This window comes from Streptococcus sp. 4886 (assembly GCF_013276485.1).
Classification (GTDB): domain Bacteria; phylum Bacillota; class Bacilli; order Lactobacillales; family Streptococcaceae; genus Streptococcus.
Genome location: NZ_VMLD01000026.1, coordinates 1 through 18313, shown reverse-complemented (window position 1 = coordinate 18313; position 18313 = coordinate 1). Strand labels below are relative to the sequence as shown.

Sequence of the window (18313 nt, the reverse complement as noted above, 5' to 3'; positions counted from 1 at the left end):
TTTAAAAATTTACCTCCATATTGTGATACATGGGCATGAGCATTGCCGCATAAAGTAAAACGATAATCAGAGCCACAAAGATAAAGACCAGTGGCTGCACCAAATTCATGGTGCGGTTGACTCGGGTAAAAAAGGCTTCCCAAGTTTTTTCAGCATAGATTTCCAACTCACTACCCAGCTTGGACTTGACTTCCCCATACTCGATGATGAGACTCAATTCCTTCCTAAAGAAAGGATAGGTTCCTATAGTTTGAGAAAATTCTCGACCATTTTGGAGAGCATGAGCCAAATCTTGACCGATTTCTTTAAAGAGCTGGGAACCTTGTTCCTGCATCATCTGAAAAATCTGCGTCAACTCCATTCCCTGCGAAATCATATTCCCCCACTCACGCGCATAATAGGCTGTCAAATAAGTCTGCACAAAGATTCCAAAAAAGGGAAGGCGTGCTAAGATAGAAAAGACACGCATCTTAGAACTTCTTTTATAAAAAGTGAGTGCTAAAAGGACACCTACTGAAACAAACCCTACCATTCCTAGAAAGATTTGTGGCAGATTTCCGATAATTTGGGTGGCAATATTGCTGCTATCCAGTTGTGGTAGTAGATAGTTCCGTAGTCCCAGCATAATTAAGAGAAGAAAACCCAGCAAAATCAAGGGATAGGTCGCTACTTCAATTAGTTTTTTCTTTACCTTGGCCAGATTGTCTAGATATTCTTCTATCTTTCCCAAACTCAGGTGGAGATTTCCATGGACTTCCGCTAGGGATAACTGAGTGACAATGGCACTTGAAAAGCCCAAACTTTCCATCATTTCTGAGAATGATTTCCCTTGAGACAAGCCCGTGCGCATCTGGGTCACACACTGCTTGTCCAATAAGGCACTCCTATCTAAAAAGGAGATGGTCTCCACCAGATGAAAACCACTGGAAAAGAGATTGTTAAACAAGGTGATGATATTTTTTTGCTTAGCTGTAGCTAATTTTTTCCGTTTCAGCCTGAAGACTTGTGATATGTCCATCTTTAAGAAGCTGGTCAATCTGTTCATTCCAGCTAGTTGGCTGGTGTTCTTGATAGTCTTTGTTGGCAAAGTCAACGATTCCTCCTCCCCCGATTAATCTCTGATAGCAGACTCCTTGCAGAACGACTGCCAATTCCTCCTCACTCACACCCAACTCCAACAGGCGCTCATAAACACCTCGAATACTCTTGGCGTGAATGGTTGAAAAGACTGTCGCCCCTGTCAAACTAGCTCTGACCACTGCACGCGCCGTCTCGCTGTCACGAATTTCTCCGATAATCAAGAGATCTGGTCGATGACGCAAGGAAAGTTTGATTAGATTTTCATAGGTCAACCCGATTGCTTCGTTCAACTGCAACTGGAGCATGTCGTCCTGCTTGATTTCTACAGGGTCTTCGATGGACATGACTTGTTGCCCTTTAAAGAGAGATTTAGCCAATTCGTGCATCAAGGTTGTCTTGCCACTTCCGACTGGACCAGCAAAAAGATAGAGTCCCCGTTGCCTGTACTGCTTGCCCAGTTCTTCAATATCCTGAAACCAAAAATGCAAATCCTGCGCCTCATCATGCAACAAGCGAATAACTAAACTCTCATGCCCTCTATAATCGCCTACAGTAGATAGACGTAGAGATGCCATCTTCTGGTCATAGGCATAATCACAGGAACCCAGTTGGCTACGTCGCTTTTCTCCCACATTCATACCCGCCACAAACTTAAAGTGACTGATGACGGCCGCAAACTTTTCAAAATCATAACAACCGATTTTACAGCGCTCGTCTCCTACCCTCATATGAAGCTCATAAGCGTCTAGCTTGGGGACAAAATAAATGTCTTGCGCTCCTTTTTTCCGAGCTGAACGAATGATTTCTTGTGCAATTTCTTGAACCATACTTACCTCCTCACCTATACTATTCGCAAAGATTTGGAAAAATAAAAAAAGCAACTCCAAAAAAGTTACTTTTTCTCTATTTTAATTTCATACGGCAAGAACGGTGCCTTTCCTTACCGGTTTGTTTTTCATAGCCTGGGCGTAGTTTTTCATCTGGGATAACCTGCTCATCCTGTAAAAGAGCCAAAGAATGGTATTGTTGTAAATACTCGTCACATTCATCGCACCAGCGTTGGTCTTCTGGATCCCAAAAAATGGTCATCAAGTCACTTCTGCTTTTATAAAGAGGGGATTCTTGTTCTAATTTAAACCAGCAAGTTTTGTAGTATTTGAGAGCATCATAATACTGGTCAAATTTCTTACTAGCTACAATATCTTCTTCCCAACCTTCTAAGAACCACCACGGTTCAAAATCTCCGTACATTTCTATAACACGATACATATTCATTCATTCCTTTGTACCGTATATTATAACCAATTCCGCCAGACAAGAAAAGAAATATGCTCATTCTTAATTTTTTGATAAAAAATCCAGTCATCTGATGGATGACTGAATTTCTATTTGCTTGTGTTCCAAAATCTTTTTACTACCTAGGCTTCAGAAATATCGTTTTCGATGATGACCTTAATTGCATGGTGGTCTGCTGCCTTACTGAAGACTTCATAGGCTTTTTCAATTTCACTGAGTTTGAAATAGTGAGTTACCAATTTTTCTGGTTCAATCTTATGACTTTCAAGTGCTTTCAACAATTGTGGAGTTGTATTTGTAGATACCAAACCAGTTGTTACATTGATGTTGCGAATCCAAAGTTTGTCTAAATCAAATTCAACTGGTTTACCATGTACACCACAGTTGGCAACTGTTCCGTCTACACCAATAATCTTTTGACAGAAATCAAATGTTGCAGGAATACCAACAGCTTCGATAGCGACATCTACACCACGGCCATCTGTCAAATCATAAATTTCTTTAATGGCTTTTTCAGGGTCTGAAGAATTAACCTTGTGAGTCGCACCAAATGATACAGCAGTTTCCAAGCGGTTATCGTCTAAGTCCACCATAATCAATTTAGCTGGTGAGTAGAATTGAGCTGTTAAAAGAGCAGCCAATCCAACTGGACCTGAACCAATAATGGCTACGCTGCAACCAGGTTCTACTTCCCCTTTCAAGACACCAATTTCATATCCAGTAGGTAGAATGTCTGATAGCATAACCAAGGCTTCATCTGACAAGTCTTCTGGAGTGTGGTAAAGAGTATTATCTGCATGAGGGACACGTAGATATTCAGCCTGCATACCATCAATTAAGTGACCGAAAATCCAGCCCCCTTCGTCTTCACAGTGGGCATAAATTCCTTTTTTACAGTAGTAGCATTTACCACAGGCACAGACACAAGAAATCAAGACCTTGTCGCCTTTTTTGAAGTTCGAAACTCCTTCCCCAACTTCTTCAACAATCCCAATCCCTTCGTGACCAAGAATGGTACCACTTTGGCAAGCAGGAACATCCCCTTTGATAATATGGAGGTCTGTTCCACAAATAGTGGTTTTTACGATACGCACAATAGCGTCTGTTGGCTTACGAATAACTGGTTTGTCTACATCAACAAAAGAAGCAAGTCCTGGTTTAACATAAGTATAGGCTTTCATAAAGCACTCCTCCGTTTTTTTATTTGTACTATTTATAATATAATTGTAAACCTTTTCATTTGCTTGTTCAAGATTTTTTGTGATATTTTTAACTTTTTCATTTACCGGTAAAGTAATATAGATAAAAAAGCAGAAGCTAGTCTCTAACTTCTGCCTTCTCTCTTATGCTTGATAACGTTTCACACCGTCTAGGTAGGTTGCTACCAATTCCAAATCTTTATCTAGTACGATAAAGTCAGCATCGTAGCCTTCACGGATTTGACCACAGACATCATCGATGTGAACGGATTTTGCTGGGTTGAGGCTGGCCATCATGACCGCTTCGTGTGGATTTGCAATACCCCACTCGACTACATTTCTCATACCATCTTTAAGTTTGAGGATAGAACCTGCCAAATTACCAGTAGATTTGAGACGTGCAGTTCCATTTGCTACTACAACAGGGAATTCTCCCAACATATAGTCACCGTCTTCAAGCCCACCAGCTGTCATACAGTCCGTAATAAGAGCGATGTTTTCTGTCCCCTTTTGCTTAAGTAAAATCTCACAAGCTTTTGGATCTACGTGATAACCATCACAAATCAATTCTGCGTAAGTATGTGGGAGCTCATACATAGCTCCTACCATACCGAGTTCGCGGTGTGTTAAACCACGCATCCCATTATAGGCATGTACCCATACACTAGCTCCAGCATCAACTGCCTTCTTAGCTTGTTCAAATGTCGCATCTGAGTGTCCAAGTGCAACTGTCACACCTTCACCTGTAATAGTACGTACAAAATCTTCCACCCCATCACGTTCTGGTGCAATAGCGATCTTATTTAGCATCCCTTTTGCAGCATCCTGCCAAGAATGAAACTCCTCAACACCCGGGTCTCTCATATAAGTTGGATTTTGTGCCCCCTTAAAAGTTTCTGTGAAATATGGACCTTCATAATAAATCCCACGAATCTTAGCACCTGTTGCTTCTTTATAATGGTTTCCAAGATTTTCAGTGACTGCAAGCAATTGCTCATAAGTGGCTGTTAAAGTTGTGGGCAAGAAACTGGTAACACCGGTACTAAGAAGTCCTTCACTCATAGTATGCAATGTCCCTTCAATGTTGTTGTCCATCACATCTACACCTGCATATCCATGAATATGAGTATCCACAAGACCTGGTGCAATGCTATAACCTGTATAGTCAATCACCTCTGCTCCTTCAGGAATTTGCTCTACATGTTTTCCAAACTTGCCGTCCACAAGTTCCAAGTATCCACCACGACGAACCCCGTGTGGGTAGAAAAATTGATCTGCTTTAATATAGTTAGGCATAATGTTAACCTCCTTAAAAGATTGATTCTACAATTTATTATGTCAATTACATTATAAACCTTTCTTTTTTATTTGTAAATGGTATAGACCTATTTTCTAGAGATATTTTAAAAGAGCTGGATTTCTCCAACTCTTTTCTCTGTAATACAGGTTATTTTGATTTGACTGGTTTGTCTTGAGCTGTTTGCAAGGCTGTAGCAATGGTATCTGCATACAATTTTGCTCCTACTTCAATAGTGCTAGTGTCACTTCCGAAATGGACTTGGTCTGTTCCTGCCCAGATTTCTGGATGCTCTTTCGCAACTTGATTCCAATCTGCTATCGTAATGTAAGGTGTCTTCTCTGCCAATTCTCTCATATAGGCAGCCGCCTTCTCAACGATGGCATAGGTCTCTTTTGTCTTATCTCCCTCATAAGGAGTCACCAAAACCATATGATGGCCCTTAGGAAGATTTTTCACGATACTGTCCCAGTCTTCCTTGTAATTTTCAGGATTATTTACCCCAGTCGCAATGACCACCATCTTAGGTAAAAATTTATTCTGGCTATTGTTTAGCATGATTTCATTGGCATTCTTGGTTGTTCTGCTGACCTGAGCATTTATCTGTGCTCCTGGAAGGGCTGTCTGCAAAGCTGTATTTGCCCTTAAAGCCACTGAGTCACCAATTAACATAGTACCATCAGCAATCCCCAAACTATCAGCTTCTGCTCGTTCTGCCATCACTTTTGTTTGGGCAATATTTGTTGCAGCTTGCTTCAAGCCATTGACAGTTAAATCTGTCTCAAACGCTCCCACTTGTGGTGCCAACAGAGTTACTAAGAAGACAATGAAGGCCAAGATTCCTGTACTTGTTGCAAGAATTGCGTGAATATAAGGCAGGGGACGAAGAGTTTGTATAATAGGTGTGTTCTTGCCTGCAATCCACGGCTCCAATACATAGAATGATAGGCTAGCAAAGCCATAAGAAAAAATCAAAGTCAGTAATACAGCAAGAAGATTTGATGTCAACTGTGAAAAAATGATATAGAAAGGCCAATGGAAAAGATAAACCGCATAGCTAGTATCCGCTAAAAAGCTGATCATCTTTGGCTCCTGCACGTTAGGAGTCTTTTCATGTAAGACACGCGCCGCCAGAATCATAGCAAGAGCTGCAAGGCTGGCAAGCAAGAAGCCAATAAGATAGGCAAAGAGATAGGTAAATTTGACAAAGAAGGTCAAAATGAGTAAGAAGGCAAAACCTCCTGCAAAAATCAACAGGGTCTTTCGTAAATCCCAGATTTTATCCAACTGCTTGACGAGGGAAGTCGTCTGACGAACGCCTACAATAGTTGCTAGGATACTTCCCAAAAAGAATGGATAGACATGAGTTAAACTGGAGAAGTAAACAGAGGAATAAGAGGTTACTAGAAAACTACCAATAAACATGGAGAAGAAGCTGATCAAGAAGGCAGTGGCAGATAAAAGAAAAACCATCCCCTTCAACTGACCATTTGATTTAGCCTGTTTAGATAAGAACCAAACTGCCAATCCCCAAAGAATATAGTAGTGAACCTCAACGGCCAAGCTCCAATTATGAACAAACAAATGAGGAATGAACTGAGATTCATAACTCCCACCTGTTAGAAGTTCATAGAAGTTGGTCATAAAGCCTAAGACACCTGCAATCTGACCCCCAATTCCAGCTACATAATCTTGTCGAACTAAGAAAGTAAAGGGCATGGTTACCAAGACCATCAAAACCACAGGTGGAACAATCCGATAAAAGCGTCTCCTAAAAAATCCAATCAAGTCAATCTCGTGATTCTTAGAAAATTCTTCGATGAGTAGAGCCGTAATCAGGAAGCCTGAAAACGTGAAAAAGACATCTACCCCGAAAAAACCTCCAGGAAAGATGGTCTGAAAGAAGTGATACAAGAGTACCAAAAGTAAACCTATAATCCTAATCAAGGAAAACCATTTAATGCGCATACGAGTTTATTCTTCCTTTCATTGTACACTTTATTCTATCAAAAAAAGAAGAAAAATCCTAAGAGAAAACTTAGGATTTTTAGCTTATATCAATTCCATTTTAGAAATTGCGTCCTGACTTATTATAGCCATATTTTTCCACAAAATACTCACGAAATTCCAAGAGATTGTCAGCCATGATGGCTTGTCGCACTTGCTTCATCAGGTTGAGTAAGAAGTAAAGATTGTGGTAGCTAGTCAAGCGGATACCAAAGGTTTCATCGGCCTTGAGCAGGTGACGAAGGTAGGCGCGTGTATAGTTCTTACATGTGTAGCAATCACACTCAGGATCCAGTGGCGTAAAGTCCTCAGCAAACTGGGCATTCTTGACAACCAAACGCCCCTGACTGGTCATACAAGTTCCGTTACGAGCAATACGAGTCGGCAGGACGCAGTCAAACATATCCACCCCACGAATCACACCATCAATCAAGCTATCTGGTGCTCCGACCCCCATCAAATAGCGAGGTTTATTTTCAGGTAGCAATTGAGTTGTAAAGTCCAAGACTGCATTCATCTCTTCATGGGTTTCTCCCACTGCCAAACCACCGATAGAGTAGCCTGGAAAATCCATGCTGACAAGGTCATGAGCCGATTGGCGGCGAAGATCTTCAAATCCTGCCCCCTGCACAATCCCAAACAATCCTTGGTCATGCGGACGACGATGAGCCTTCAAACCACGCTCAGCCCAACGACTGGTACGCTCGATTGATTTCTTAACGTAGTCATAAGGCTGATAAAACTGAGGACATTCGTCAAAGGACATCATGATGTCTGAACCCAAATTATTCTGAATAGAGATGGCTTTTTCTGGCGATAGGAACATCTTAGAACCATTGAGATGGTTTTTAAAGGTTACACCTTCTTCTGTGATATTACGGCTATCTGCTAAGGAATAAACCTGAAAACCACCACTATCTGTCAAGATAGGCTGGTTCCAATTCATGAACTTGTGGAGACCACCTGCGCGAGCAATGAGTTCATCTCCAGGGCGAAGCCAGAGATGATAAGTGTTTGACAGGATAATTCCCGAACCCATCTCCTTCAATTCTTCAGGCGACTGAGTTTTGACAGTGGCTTGTGTCCCAACTGGCATAAACATAGGTGTCGGAAAGGTACCATGGGGAGTGATGATTTCTCCCAGACGAGCTCCTGTGTGTTTTTCTTTCTTAATCAAACGGTATTTGATTGGTGAATCTGACATTTTTTACCTCCGAAGCTGGGAAAAACAGTCCCAGTTCATACTTTGTGCCCAAGGGCATACTGTATGATTTTATCAAAAAAAGCTGGAACTGTCACGAACTATGGTATAATAAGAGAATGAACTATCCAAAAATTGATTTAAAAACAATTCGTCAGGAGTCAAAACATTTTCAGGCTGACACCCCCCGTCTCTTTCTCCTCTATATCCTTCCCAGTATGCTGGTCATCTTATCTGGTTTTCTTAATCCCTTATCTCGGATCCACGGGACTGTTTTAGAACAGCCATTTTTCAGCATACTTGGTCAAATACTTCAAGCCTACCTTTTTCCTCTACTAGTCTCCTTTATCGGGACTATTCTTTTGACCAGTTCCGTCTATGCAACACTGACACTCATGAAAGATTCTAAAACGGAGCCATCTGTAAAAAACAGCCTAGCTCTCTTTGATGAGGAGCGCTTTTCTCAAACCTTTTTGACCCTACTTCTCAAACGTTTCTATCTCTTTTTATGGAGTATCCCTAATTTACTTGGGATTTACTTCCTCTTTTATAGTAGCTTTTTAGCCAAAAAATTCGTCACCCTACATCCTGAGTTTCCAAATCTAGATCTCTCATCAGTTGAAACCGAGCGTTTCCTCATGGTCTTTGGACTCTACTTTCTTGCAAGTCTCATCTTGATCATTGTAGGAAATATCCTCTATATTCCACAGTATTATGCCTATTCACAGGTGGAATTTCTTCTCTGTTATAGTCTAGACCTAGGACAGGCCTCACCAAGACGAATCCTAAAAACTAGCCGTTCCTTTATGAAGGGCTACAAGTTCCAGCACTTTGTCCTAGATTTACAGCTTCTTCCTTGGTACTTCCTCAATTGGATTACCTTTGGCATTGCTAGTTTTTTACTCCTACCTTATATCCAATGTACTAAAATCAGCTTTTATAGAGCAGTACTTAGAGCAGCACTTAGTAAAAAATACCAACTAAACTACCCCTGGTAGGGCTAGTTTCTCACTCCTACCCTACATTCAAATCAATAAAATGATTTTTTACCGAGCAGTATTGGCTCGAAAACGTCCAAAAGCTTGAAGGTTTTCCCTCAAGCTTTTTTCTATCAATGAGTTTCTCCGCCTACCAACTTGAGGTCCTGATCTCCATGTTCGATAATGGCGCCGATTGCCGCTTCTATCCCTCGCCTAATATCCACTAAACTCATAGCTGGGGTAGTCGGTCGATTCACCACCTGTTCCATCATATAAGGAATATGCATAAAACCCGCCTTAACATGTGGAAATTTCTTTTCTACCAAATAGAGGACCTGATACATCAAATGATTGCAGACAAAAGTACCTGCCGTATTGGAAACAGAGGCCGGCAATCCCTCTTTTTTTATAGCTTGAACCATCGCTTTAATCGGCAAACTACTAAAGTAGGCCGAAGCACCATCTGGGCGAATAGGAAGGTCAATCGGTTGATTTCCTTCATTATCAGGAATGCGTGCATCGTCTTGGTTAATGGCCACTCGTTCAGGTGTCAAGCTGGTTCTTCCACCTGCTTGGCCGATACAAAGGACAAAGTCAGGTTGATAACGGTTCATCTCTTCTTCCAATACATGGGCCGATTTGTGAAAGACTGTCGGCACTTCTAGCCAACGAACCTCAGCACCATGGATTTCAGCTGGTAAACCTTTAACAGCCTCCAAAGCTGGATTGACCTTTTCCCCTCCAAAGGGCTCAAAACCTGTCACTAATACTTTCATTTCTAACTCCTCAAAACTAATTCAATGAGACTTTTTTCTTAAAAACAAGTATAACATATTTCTCTTATTCTGGAGTGAAAAGGACTAGAGAGACTAAGATTGACCTTTGAACTTATTTAAAGAGAAAAATACTAATCAAGGCTAAAATAGCTGGCCCACCTTGCTTCAAAATAATTTTCTTATCCGCTGTGAGAGAGCCATAAGCCGCAGCACCTATCACAAACAGGACAAAAATAGTCACAATTTCTAAATTCTGCGAGAAATAAATCCCATACAGGAGAAAGACTCCTAGCAGACCGTTATAAATCCCTTGATTTTTAAACAGTGAACTTACCGACGGACGAGCCAGTTCTTCCTTGTCCATGTTAAAGACACGACTAGTCGCTTCTGATTGCGTTGCAATACTTTCCAAATAAAAAATGTAAAAATGCTCCAAAGCAACAATCGTTGCTAAAATGATTGTCATAATTGACATCTATTTCTCCTTAAATTTCTATATTTTCAATACCCAAAACCAATTTATTTAGTAAACGGCTGAGTTCTGTTTTTTCAGACTCTGTTAAGATACTTTCCATCGCTTCTTTAACCTTGATATGTTGCAGAGGGGGATTCACTACTAACTGCTCCTTCGCATATTTCATAGTCTCTACCAACACTTCCCGCTGATTTTCAGGATTGCGATGACGCTCCACCAAACCTTCCTTTTCCAGAATTTTGAAATGTCGGGTCAAAGCAGCCTGATCAATCTTCAAACGCTCCTGAACCGCCATTTGATTACAGGGAGAATTCTCCAGTAAAAACAGTAAAATCTGATACCGTGTCAAACTAATCCCAAGTCTTTTTTCAAATAATTGCGTACTCGCTTGCTCAGACAAGCGGAGTTGATACAGTAAATCTTGAATCTCTATCATTTCTTTCTCTTTTCTATTGATTCATCAATAGTTGATTAATCAAGTATAGTACAAAGTAAAATAGATTGCAAGAATGTTGCTTCAATCATTACAAAATGGTAACTTCCATTTTCCATTCATATTGATACTCAATGAAAATCAAAGAGCAAACTAGGAAGCTATCCGTAGGTTGCTCAAAGCACAGCTTTGAGGTTGCAGATAAAACTGACGTGGTTTGAAGAGATTTTCGAAGAGTCTGACAAAGAAAAAAACGAACGAGACTTACTTCCTATCACGAAAGCTAGATCTCATTCGCCAAAATGATATTACAAAGTCTGATTTATCCATTCATTGAAACGTGAACGTGGTCATAGTGGTTTTCTGTCACGCTACCACGGTCTGGCATTGGGTTCCAAGTGTTAGCTGGTCCATATTTGCTATCGAATGGAGCATAGAAACGTTGTTTCCAAATAATGTAACTAATTCCACGGCTGGCCATGTTTTGAATAGCGTACTCCGCAATCTTATCCCCTAGTTCTGAGCTTTCTTGTACCATAAAGTCGATAGCCAAACCTTTTCCGTGATCTCCACTGTCTCCTGGACGGTAACCACTAAAAGATGTGATACCAAACAAGTTGGCAATTTCTCCTTTAAAGGCAGCTGTTTGTGGTTGGAGGCCAGCATTTTCAGATTTCGCTACTGCCAGTCCAGCATAATCGGTCGCAGCTGGAGCCACATAAGTTGTTGAAACTATCTTCGTCTCTTCTGGTTGATAAGTAGAAACTGTTGCTGTAGCTTCACTTGATGATGCTACTTCTTTTACTTCTAAACTTGTTGCAGTTGTTTCGATTGCTTTTTCTTCTACTGGCGTTGTAGTTGCTTCCACTGCTGATTCAGCTTGAGTGTTTGCTTGTGTTTCGTGCTTCTCAGTTGGAATCGTTGCCTGAGAAACTGCTTCTGCAACTGCACTGCTTGTTTCGGCTGTTTGCTCCTCTGATACAGAAGTCTCTGTAGATGTTGTCACTTCTTCTGCAGCAGTCACTGTCTCTGTAACTTCTGAACTTGTTGCTACTTCTTTTGTACTTGTAGTTTCTACTGCTTTGGGAGCTTCTGAAATTGGTTGAGAAAGATCTGCAACTTGAACAGTTTGATCATCAACGGTCACTTGATTGGTTGTCAAATCTGCTGTCGCAGTTGTCACTTCTTCACTAGAGTCTGCTTGAGGAGTTTGGATTTCAACTTCCGTTACCTCTTCTGCTTCATTGACAGTTGTTGTCAAAACAGTTTCTGGGAAAATCAGATCCATATTAGTTATTTTATTCAAATTCGCAAGAACTGTGACATCTACACCCAAGGCTTCTGCAATGGTGCTCAAAGTATCACCATACTGAACGGTATAACTTGTTTTGTTGTCCGTTTTAGTCAAATCGTTTTGGATTTGCTCTACACTACGTGCAGTCCAAAGAACTTCTTCTGCTTGGGTTGCCAATACTGGGGCAAATGACAAGGCTACTGTTGAGGCTAATAATATTCTTTTCTTCATTCTTTCAAATTCCTTTCAAATGAGTACCTGTCTATGATAACACAAAAAGAGCAGAAAAAAAGCCCTCTCGGGCCTATTTAATAGAACTGTCTATTCCTTGTAACAAACTCAGTTACTTGAAATAGTTTGTTAGGTCTCTGTCACAAAACTGACACAATCTTCTCGTTACTTGCTCTCAAAAATATAAGTAATATCTGCTAACCCTTGAATCCTATGATTGCCTTCATAAGTTGACTCTAAAAAGTTGATACTTCGAATCCCACTATTCTGGGCGAATTCCACATCCAGAGTCCGATCCCCTATATAATAAGTATTATCAGGATTCAACTGATACTTGTCTATCAGATAGTTAGCCGCTTCTGGATTAGGCTTGCGCGCAAAGCCACTCTGACTGGTTATAATCTCTGTAAAATAAGATTCCAAAGCCAAGTCTCTTAGAATGGTAAGAGCATTGTCTCCCTTATGAGTGTAAACAAACTGCTGAATTCTTGATTCCTCTGCCCAAGCTAGCACATCACGCGCACCTGGCATCAAAACTACCTGGGAATTTTTTTCAGCCAGACTCTGGGCACGCACCTGATTTAGCACTTCCACATCTAGCTTTCGCTCTTCTGCTACCTGCACAAGCAAATCCTGCACCGAATACTTGAGAATAAACTCTCTCACCTTCTCCTTATCATAAGGAATAGAAAACTGAGCAAAAGTTTCCTCAATCCCTAATAAAATAGCTTCGTAAGAGTCCAATAAAGTCCCGTCTAAATCCCAAATAAAAGCTGTTTTTTGCATTTTCTATCCTTTCAAGCTCATATAACGCTGGTAACGGTAACGTAGAAATAACCAACGAAAACCATTATCCAAAAGGGTTCCTGCCCAAATACCGGGCAAGCCCCAACCAAGCACAATCCCCATCAGATATCCTGTTCCAATGCGGATACACCACATTCCTATACTTGTCGCATAAAAGGGAAGCCGAGCATTACCCAAACCCTGCCAGACTGCTGTATAGATGACTGTTCCTATCGTCATAGGAGTTCCAAGTAGTGAAAAAAGTGTCACTAGAACACTAGCCTCCACCGCTAGAGGATCAGTCGTATAGAGATGAGTCAGTGGTATTCCTAAGGCATAGACACTAAGCGTCAAAGGCAACATGAGAATCAGAGAAAGCCAAAAGGTTTGTTTGCTCAAACTAGTGACTCTTTCCCAATTATCCTCTCCAACTGCTCGAGCTACCAGCATGACCGTTGCCGTAGCAACGCCAAAGGCAGGCATGTAGTTAAACTGGGTCAAGACTTCTCCGATTGCATTTCCAGCCACGGCCTCTGTCCCAAAAGAAACGACCAAGGCAATGATAACGACATCACCAGCCCGCATCATAAGCCGCTCTCCAGCTGCTGGTAAAGCCAAGGTCAATAGTTCCTTATCTAAACCAAAAGTCGGTTTCTCAAAATGCAACTTTAATTTCGACCATAAAATCACAAGACCTACCAAACGAGACAGAATTGTCCCCCAAGCAACACCAGCTATCCCCATATCCAGAACAAAAATAGCTATACTTGAAAAAAGAATATTCAAGGCATTGGATAAAAGACTCACATAGAGAGGCAAACGTGGATTATGCGTTGCACGAATCAAGGCACCAAAACTAGTCATTAAACCTAAGAGAACAATCGATCCGCCTACCAAGGATAGGTAGAGTCCACCACTCTCAGCTACATCCCTCTCCGTCCCCAAAAGTCCTATCATCTCTTGACCAGCGAAGAGGGACAAAGCTCCTAAAAGGAAACTTAATAATAAGGTAATCTTCAAGGCCTCAGTCACATGATAGGCTAACTTAGACTGATCCTTCTGCCCCAAACTTTTTGAAATAACACTAGAAATAGCCGCTCCCAGAGCAATGAAAATAGCCTGATAAATCGTGATAATATTGCCAGCTACTGATACACCCGAAATGGCAATCAATCCTAAATGAGCAACCAAATAACTATCCACCATCCCCATGAGCATTTGCAAAAAGTTTTCGCCCATAGCCGGCAAGGCAATATTAAGAATGTCTTTATTTTTCTTAAACAATCCTTCCTCCTGATGAAAAGAAACTCAGTTGGTTTCCCAACCGAGTTTACTTCCTCTGTCTTAAAGTCCTAAATAAGCCTCAACCGCTACTTGCATATCAGCAGCTGCCACTGTTGTCTTATGACGAACAGGAGCTATCTCAAGCCCATCAACTGCAGGTGGCACAGCCACTCCTGAGATTTCATGTAATTGAGCCAAGGCTTCAAAGTCAGTCAAGCCTGCTTTTCCTGTTACCGCTTCTACTGCAACTACTGGGAACTTGTATGGACTCGCTGTTGAAGCAATCACTGTCTTAGTCACATCGCCAGTAGCCGCTTGGTATTTCTTATAAACTGCCGAAGCAACCGCTGTATGAGGATCCTCGATATAAGAATCTGACTCATAAATACGCTTGATTTCTGCCGCTGTTTCTTCCTCAGTCGCATATTCAGCTGCAAAGAGGTTAAGAATCTCTGTATCAAAGTCTGTCAACTCATATTGACCTTGGCTATTCAAAGCATTCATGAGTTCAGCTGTCTTTTCAGCGTCATTTCCCAAAAGATGGAAAATCAAACGCTCCAAGTTTGAAGATACCAAAATATCCATAGATGGACTAGTTGTTACTTTAAACTCACGTTTCTTATCATAGACACGAGTTTTAAAGAAGTCTGTCAAAACATTGTTGTCATTTGAAGCACAGATCAATTTACCAACTGGGAGACCGATTTGTTTGGCATAAAAGGCAGCCAAAATATTTCCAAAGTTTCCTGTTGGTACTGTGAAATTGACCTTATCACCAGCCACAATCTCACCAGTCTTGACCAACTGAGCGTAAGCATACACATAGTAGACAATCTGTGGCACCAAACGACCAATGTTCATAGAGTTAGCAGATGAAAATTGCAACTTGTTGGCCGCTAATCTTTCACGAAGAGCCACGTCGTTAAACATGTGCTTCACATTTGTTTGCGCATCGTCAAAGTTACCATCAATAGCAATAACATGAGTATTGTCGCCAGTCTGAGTGGTCATTTGCAACTCTTGTACCTTACTGACACCATCCTTTGGATAAAAGACGATAATCTCAGTACCAGGTACATCCGCAAATCCCGCCATAGCAGCTTTTCCAGTATCACCAGATGTCGCTGTCAAGATAACAATCTTGTTCTCCAAACCATGTTTCTTAGCAGCAGTCGTCATAAAGTATGGCAAAATAGACAAGGCCATATCCTTAAAGGCAATCGTTGAACCATGGAACAGTTCCAAGTTGTATTGGCCGTCTAATTTCACCAAAGGCGCGATAGCTGGAGTATCAAACTTGCTATCGTAGGCATTGTTGATACAGTAGTCCAACTCCTCAGCTGTAAAGTCATCTAAAAATGCTGACAAAACTATCTTAGCAACTTCCTGGTAAGAAGCATCTTTCAATTTGTCAAAGTCCAAATCTATCTTTGGATAAGTAAGCGGTGTAAACAAACCGCCGTCCGTCGCCAAACCTTGCAAAATAGCTTGGCTAGCAGTTACTGTATTATTGGCATCACGCGTTGATTGATAAACTAATGTCATTACTCTCTATCCTTTATCTATAGTCTCTTCCATTATATCATGATTTTTCAGAAAATTCTCCCTTTATAAAAGAAATTATAGTCCCAATTCTTTCTTCAAAGGCTCTAAATAAATCATTTCTTGTTTATTTCTCATCTTCAGACCTTCCTCAGCTAACAGAAGTAAGTCTTTGGAAATTTCAATAATCGCAGTCTCTTCCTGATCTGTAAGCTTCTTCTTAGAAAATTGTCGTCTTAAAAACTTATAATTTCGCCCAAATTCTTTAAAGAAAGGTGCTGTTTCTAAGTAAGATTCAAGTTTCTCTAAATTAACTAATAATCCCAAGTGAAAAGCTGCAGAAGCAAAAGTTCTATCAAGAGGCTGAGTACACACACTACGAAACTCAACTGTTCCTCGAGTCGTTAAGTCTTGGTACTGGTAACTACGATGAGTTTCAAAGTCTTTCTCTTGAGGGTAAATAAGAACCTCTTCCCCATTAAGATCAAATGCTTGGATTTCAGGTGTAGCTAAATAGTCCCTAGCCTGAATCGGATAAAAATAATAGGTTTGTCCATCACGTTCCGCAGTAAAAATTGCAGAATGATCTAGATAATCAAAAAAATCATCCTCATCTTTAAAGAGGCTAGCATTGACACCAACATTCTCTGGATATATACCATGCATCGATTCTTCCCAGAAAATATCTCTTGAGATTTTTGTATCCCAATCCGCACCTGTAAACTCAGAATTAGCAAATAAATAAGCCTTAACTGCTTCAATTTGGGTAAAAGCATTAATCACTCGTAAGTAGTTAGACTTTGAAATATCCAGCTGAACCTGACTCCCACAGATAAAAGAACCATATTCAGGGAAATGATGTAAGTTTGATTTAGTAACATTTCTACTCAAATTCAAATAGTCCATCAACATCTGATAACGTGGGGAAGCCACTGGACAATTCTCATTTTTATCCCAGTTGGGATGAATACCACAGCCAACAATAGCATGGTTTGATTCAGCTAACTTTTTCTGAATTACATCCATATAATTGTTGAAACGATTTTCGATCTCTTGAATCGTTTCAGCCTTGCCAAATGCAAACTCAATCGTAGTATAGGAAACTTCAAATAAAATAGCATCCTGACTTACTGGATCTACTAACTGGATAGGATTCCCAAAATCATCTACCTTTTCGATAGTAAAATCAAAAGAAGAAACTAAATATCGGAATAAGTGCTTGGTAACTTCAACATCTGTAGCAGCTCCTTCCAAGTTTACAACAGGATATTCCAGCTCAATCCCGACAAACAATTCAGGATTTTCTTTAATATTTTTCAAATATCGATGTTTTAATAAATCGATAGAACGAGACATACTTCCCTACACTTTCATAATCTAAATAAATTTTGAATAACTATTATTATACCAAAAATAATATAAAAAGGAACGAAGATTTACAACGTTCCTTAATGCTATACTATACCGGCGGCCGGGGTCGAACCGGCACGTCCTTGCGGACACTGGATTTTGAGTCCAGCGCGTCTGCCAATTCCGCCACGCCGGCAAATAGTAACTGGGGTAGCTGGATTCGAACCAACGCATGAGGGAGTCAAAGTCCCTTGCCTTACCGCTTGGCTATACCCCAATAATATAAAATAGGCGAGTGATGGGGATCGAACCCACGCATGCCAGAGCCACAATCTGGTGTGTTAACCACTTCACCACACCCGCCATAATTCTATTAACACGGGCAGTAGGAATTGAACCCACACTGAAGGTTTTGGAGACCTTAGTTCTACCTTTAAACTATGCCCGTAAAATGGAAGGGGAGGGATTCGAACCCCCGAACCCGAAGGAGCGGATTTACAGTCCGCCGCGTTTAGCCTCTTCGCTACCCTTCCAAAATATATAAATGGCGCGAGACGGAATCGAACCGCCGACACATGGAGCTTCAATCCATTGCTCTACCAACTGAGCTACCGAGCCTTATTGCGGGAGCAGGATTTGAACCTACGACCTTCGGGTTATGAGCCCGACGAGCTACCGAGCTGCTCCATCCCGCGCTAATACAAAAGGAGGATGTGGGATTCGAACCCACGCACGCTTTTACACGCCTGACGGTTTTCAAGACCGTTCCCTTCAGCCGGACTTGGGTAATCCTCCAAAATAGTTTATACGGGAATAAACCCGTGTCCTCTTAGCGAACAGATAATATTACAATTCTCTAGTAATGGACTAAACACTATGGGCACGAGTGGACTCGAACCACCGACCTCACGCTTATCAGGCGTGCGCTCTAACCACCTGAGCTACGCGCCCAAGTCAAAAACTTGGTACAAAGAACAAAGTTCAAAGCGGGTGACGAGAATCGAACTCGCGACAACAGCTTGGAAGGCTGTAGTTTTACCACTAAACTACACCCGCTAAAATGGGAGTTAACGGGATCGAAC

Annotated in this window: 16 protein-coding genes, 10 tRNA genes and 1 pseudogene; 2 read left to right on the top strand and 25 right to left on the bottom strand. The window is 41.1% G+C overall.

The window, feature by feature from the left end:
• Window position 1 precedes the first annotated feature (1 nt).
• From comGB to tgt, 7 genes are all read right to left on the bottom strand, one after another.
• A complete protein-coding gene (gene comGB / locus HT679_RS10145) occupies window positions 2-1018 on the bottom strand; it encodes a competence type IV pilus assembly protein ComGB (RefSeq protein ID WP_112445357.1) in 1017 nt (338 codons plus the stop codon).
• Window positions 966-1907 carry a competence type IV pilus ATPase ComGA gene (comGA, locus tag HT679_RS10140; protein WP_173214456.1) on the bottom strand — a complete coding sequence of 314 codons (942 nt, stop codon included), beginning with the start codon at window positions 1905-1907 and terminating at the stop codon, window positions 966-968. The genes comGB and comGA overlap by 53 nt, the downstream gene beginning before the upstream one ends.
• 76 nt (window positions 1908-1983) lie before the next feature.
• Window positions 1984-2349, bottom strand: coding sequence for a DUF1033 family protein (locus HT679_RS10135; protein ID WP_045606653.1), 366 nt, complete (start codon window positions 2347-2349; stop codon window positions 1984-1986).
• 149 nt (window positions 2350-2498) lie between these two features.
• A complete protein-coding gene (locus HT679_RS10130; RefSeq protein WP_173214454.1) occupies window positions 2499-3557 on the bottom strand; it encodes a zinc-dependent alcohol dehydrogenase family protein in 1059 nt (352 codons plus the stop codon).
• Window positions 3558-3719: 162 nt separating this feature from the next.
• A complete protein-coding gene (gene nagA / locus HT679_RS10125) occupies window positions 3720-4871 on the bottom strand; it encodes an N-acetylglucosamine-6-phosphate deacetylase (RefSeq protein WP_173214452.1) in 1152 nt (383 codons plus the stop codon).
• 151 nt (window positions 4872-5022) lie between these two features.
• Window positions 5023-6840, bottom strand: a complete 1818-nt coding sequence (locus HT679_RS10120; protein WP_120164283.1) for an acyltransferase family protein — start codon at window positions 6838-6840, stop codon at window positions 5023-5025.
• A gap of 100 nt (window positions 6841-6940) precedes the next feature.
• On the bottom strand, window positions 6941-8083 hold the full coding sequence (tgt, locus tag HT679_RS10115) for a tRNA guanosine(34) transglycosylase Tgt (RefSeq protein ID WP_120164284.1): 1143 nt from the start codon (window positions 8081-8083) through the stop codon (window positions 6941-6943).
• A gap of 116 nt (window positions 8084-8199) precedes the next feature.
• Between tgt and HT679_RS10110 the strand changes: the two genes are divergently transcribed.
• Entirely contained in the window at window positions 8200-9078 is an 879-nt protein-coding gene (locus HT679_RS10110) for a DUF975 family protein (RefSeq protein ID WP_001108846.1), read from the top strand.
• Window positions 9068-9166 (top strand): annotated as a pseudogene (locus tag HT679_RS10105) (beta-carotene 15,15'-monooxygenase); the annotation flags it as partial. The gene HT679_RS10110 and the pseudogene HT679_RS10105, both read left to right, overlap by 11 nt.
• A gap of 25 nt (window positions 9167-9191) precedes the next feature.
• On the opposite strand, the gene pcp reads toward HT679_RS10105, so the two are convergent.
• The 18 genes from pcp to HT679_RS10015 form a co-directional block, all read right to left on the bottom strand.
• Entirely contained in the window at window positions 9192-9836 is a 645-nt protein-coding gene (gene pcp, locus HT679_RS10100; protein WP_120164285.1) for a pyroglutamyl-peptidase I, read from the bottom strand.
• Window positions 9837-9948: 112 nt separating this feature from the next.
• Complete coding sequence (locus tag HT679_RS10095; RefSeq protein WP_120164286.1) at window positions 9949-10311, bottom strand: DUF1304 domain-containing protein; 363 nt, start codon at window positions 10309-10311, stop codon at window positions 9949-9951.
• A 10-nt stretch (window positions 10312-10321) separates the two neighbouring features.
• Complete coding sequence (locus HT679_RS10090; protein WP_172581574.1) at window positions 10322-10747, bottom strand: MarR family winged helix-turn-helix transcriptional regulator; 426 nt, start codon at window positions 10745-10747, stop codon at window positions 10322-10324.
• Window positions 10748-11066: 319 nt separating this feature from the next.
• Window positions 11067-12269 (bottom strand): LysM domain-containing protein, encoded by a 1203-nt coding sequence (locus HT679_RS10085; protein ID WP_173214449.1) that lies wholly within the window; start codon window positions 12267-12269, stop codon window positions 11067-11069.
• Between the two features lie 165 nt (window positions 12270-12434).
• Window positions 12435-13055 (bottom strand): HAD family hydrolase, encoded by a 621-nt coding sequence (locus HT679_RS10080; RefSeq protein WP_173214447.1) that lies wholly within the window; start codon window positions 13053-13055, stop codon window positions 12435-12437.
• 3 nt (window positions 13056-13058) lie between these two features.
• Entirely contained in the window at window positions 13059-14339 is a 1281-nt protein-coding gene (locus tag HT679_RS10075) for an MATE family efflux transporter (protein WP_173214445.1), read from the bottom strand.
• 60 nt (window positions 14340-14399) lie between these two features.
• The gene (gene thrC, locus HT679_RS10070; RefSeq protein WP_173214443.1) at window positions 14400-15884 is read right to left on the bottom strand and encodes a threonine synthase; all 1485 of its coding nucleotides are present in this window, start codon (window positions 15882-15884) and stop codon (window positions 14400-14402) included.
• 75 nt (window positions 15885-15959) lie between these two features.
• Window positions 15960-17237, bottom strand: a complete 1278-nt coding sequence (locus HT679_RS10065) for a glutamate-cysteine ligase family protein (protein ID WP_173214441.1) — start codon at window positions 17235-17237, stop codon at window positions 15960-15962.
• Between the two features lie 106 nt (window positions 17238-17343).
• A tRNA-Leu gene (locus HT679_RS10060) sits at window positions 17344-17427 on the bottom strand.
• A gap of 9 nt (window positions 17428-17436) precedes the next feature.
• Window positions 17437-17508, bottom strand: a tRNA-Gln gene (locus HT679_RS10055).
• Between the two features lie 13 nt (window positions 17509-17521).
• Window positions 17522-17594 (bottom strand) — tRNA-His (locus HT679_RS10050).
• Between the two features lie 14 nt (window positions 17595-17608).
• A tRNA-Trp gene (locus HT679_RS10045) sits at window positions 17609-17679 on the bottom strand.
• Between the two features lie 4 nt (window positions 17680-17683).
• A tRNA-Tyr gene (locus HT679_RS10040) sits at window positions 17684-17764 on the bottom strand.
• Between the two features lie 12 nt (window positions 17765-17776).
• Window positions 17777-17849: transfer RNA gene (locus tag HT679_RS10035), tRNA-Phe, on the bottom strand.
• A gap of 3 nt (window positions 17850-17852) precedes the next feature.
• Window positions 17853-17926, bottom strand: a tRNA-Met gene (locus HT679_RS10030).
• Between the two features lie 10 nt (window positions 17927-17936).
• A tRNA-Ser gene (locus HT679_RS10025) sits at window positions 17937-18026 on the bottom strand.
• 82 nt (window positions 18027-18108) lie between these two features.
• Window positions 18109-18182, bottom strand: a tRNA-Ile gene (locus tag HT679_RS10020).
• Between the two features lie 34 nt (window positions 18183-18216).
• Window positions 18217-18287, bottom strand: a tRNA-Gly gene (locus HT679_RS10015).
• Between the last annotated feature and the right edge of the window lie 26 nt (window positions 18288-18313).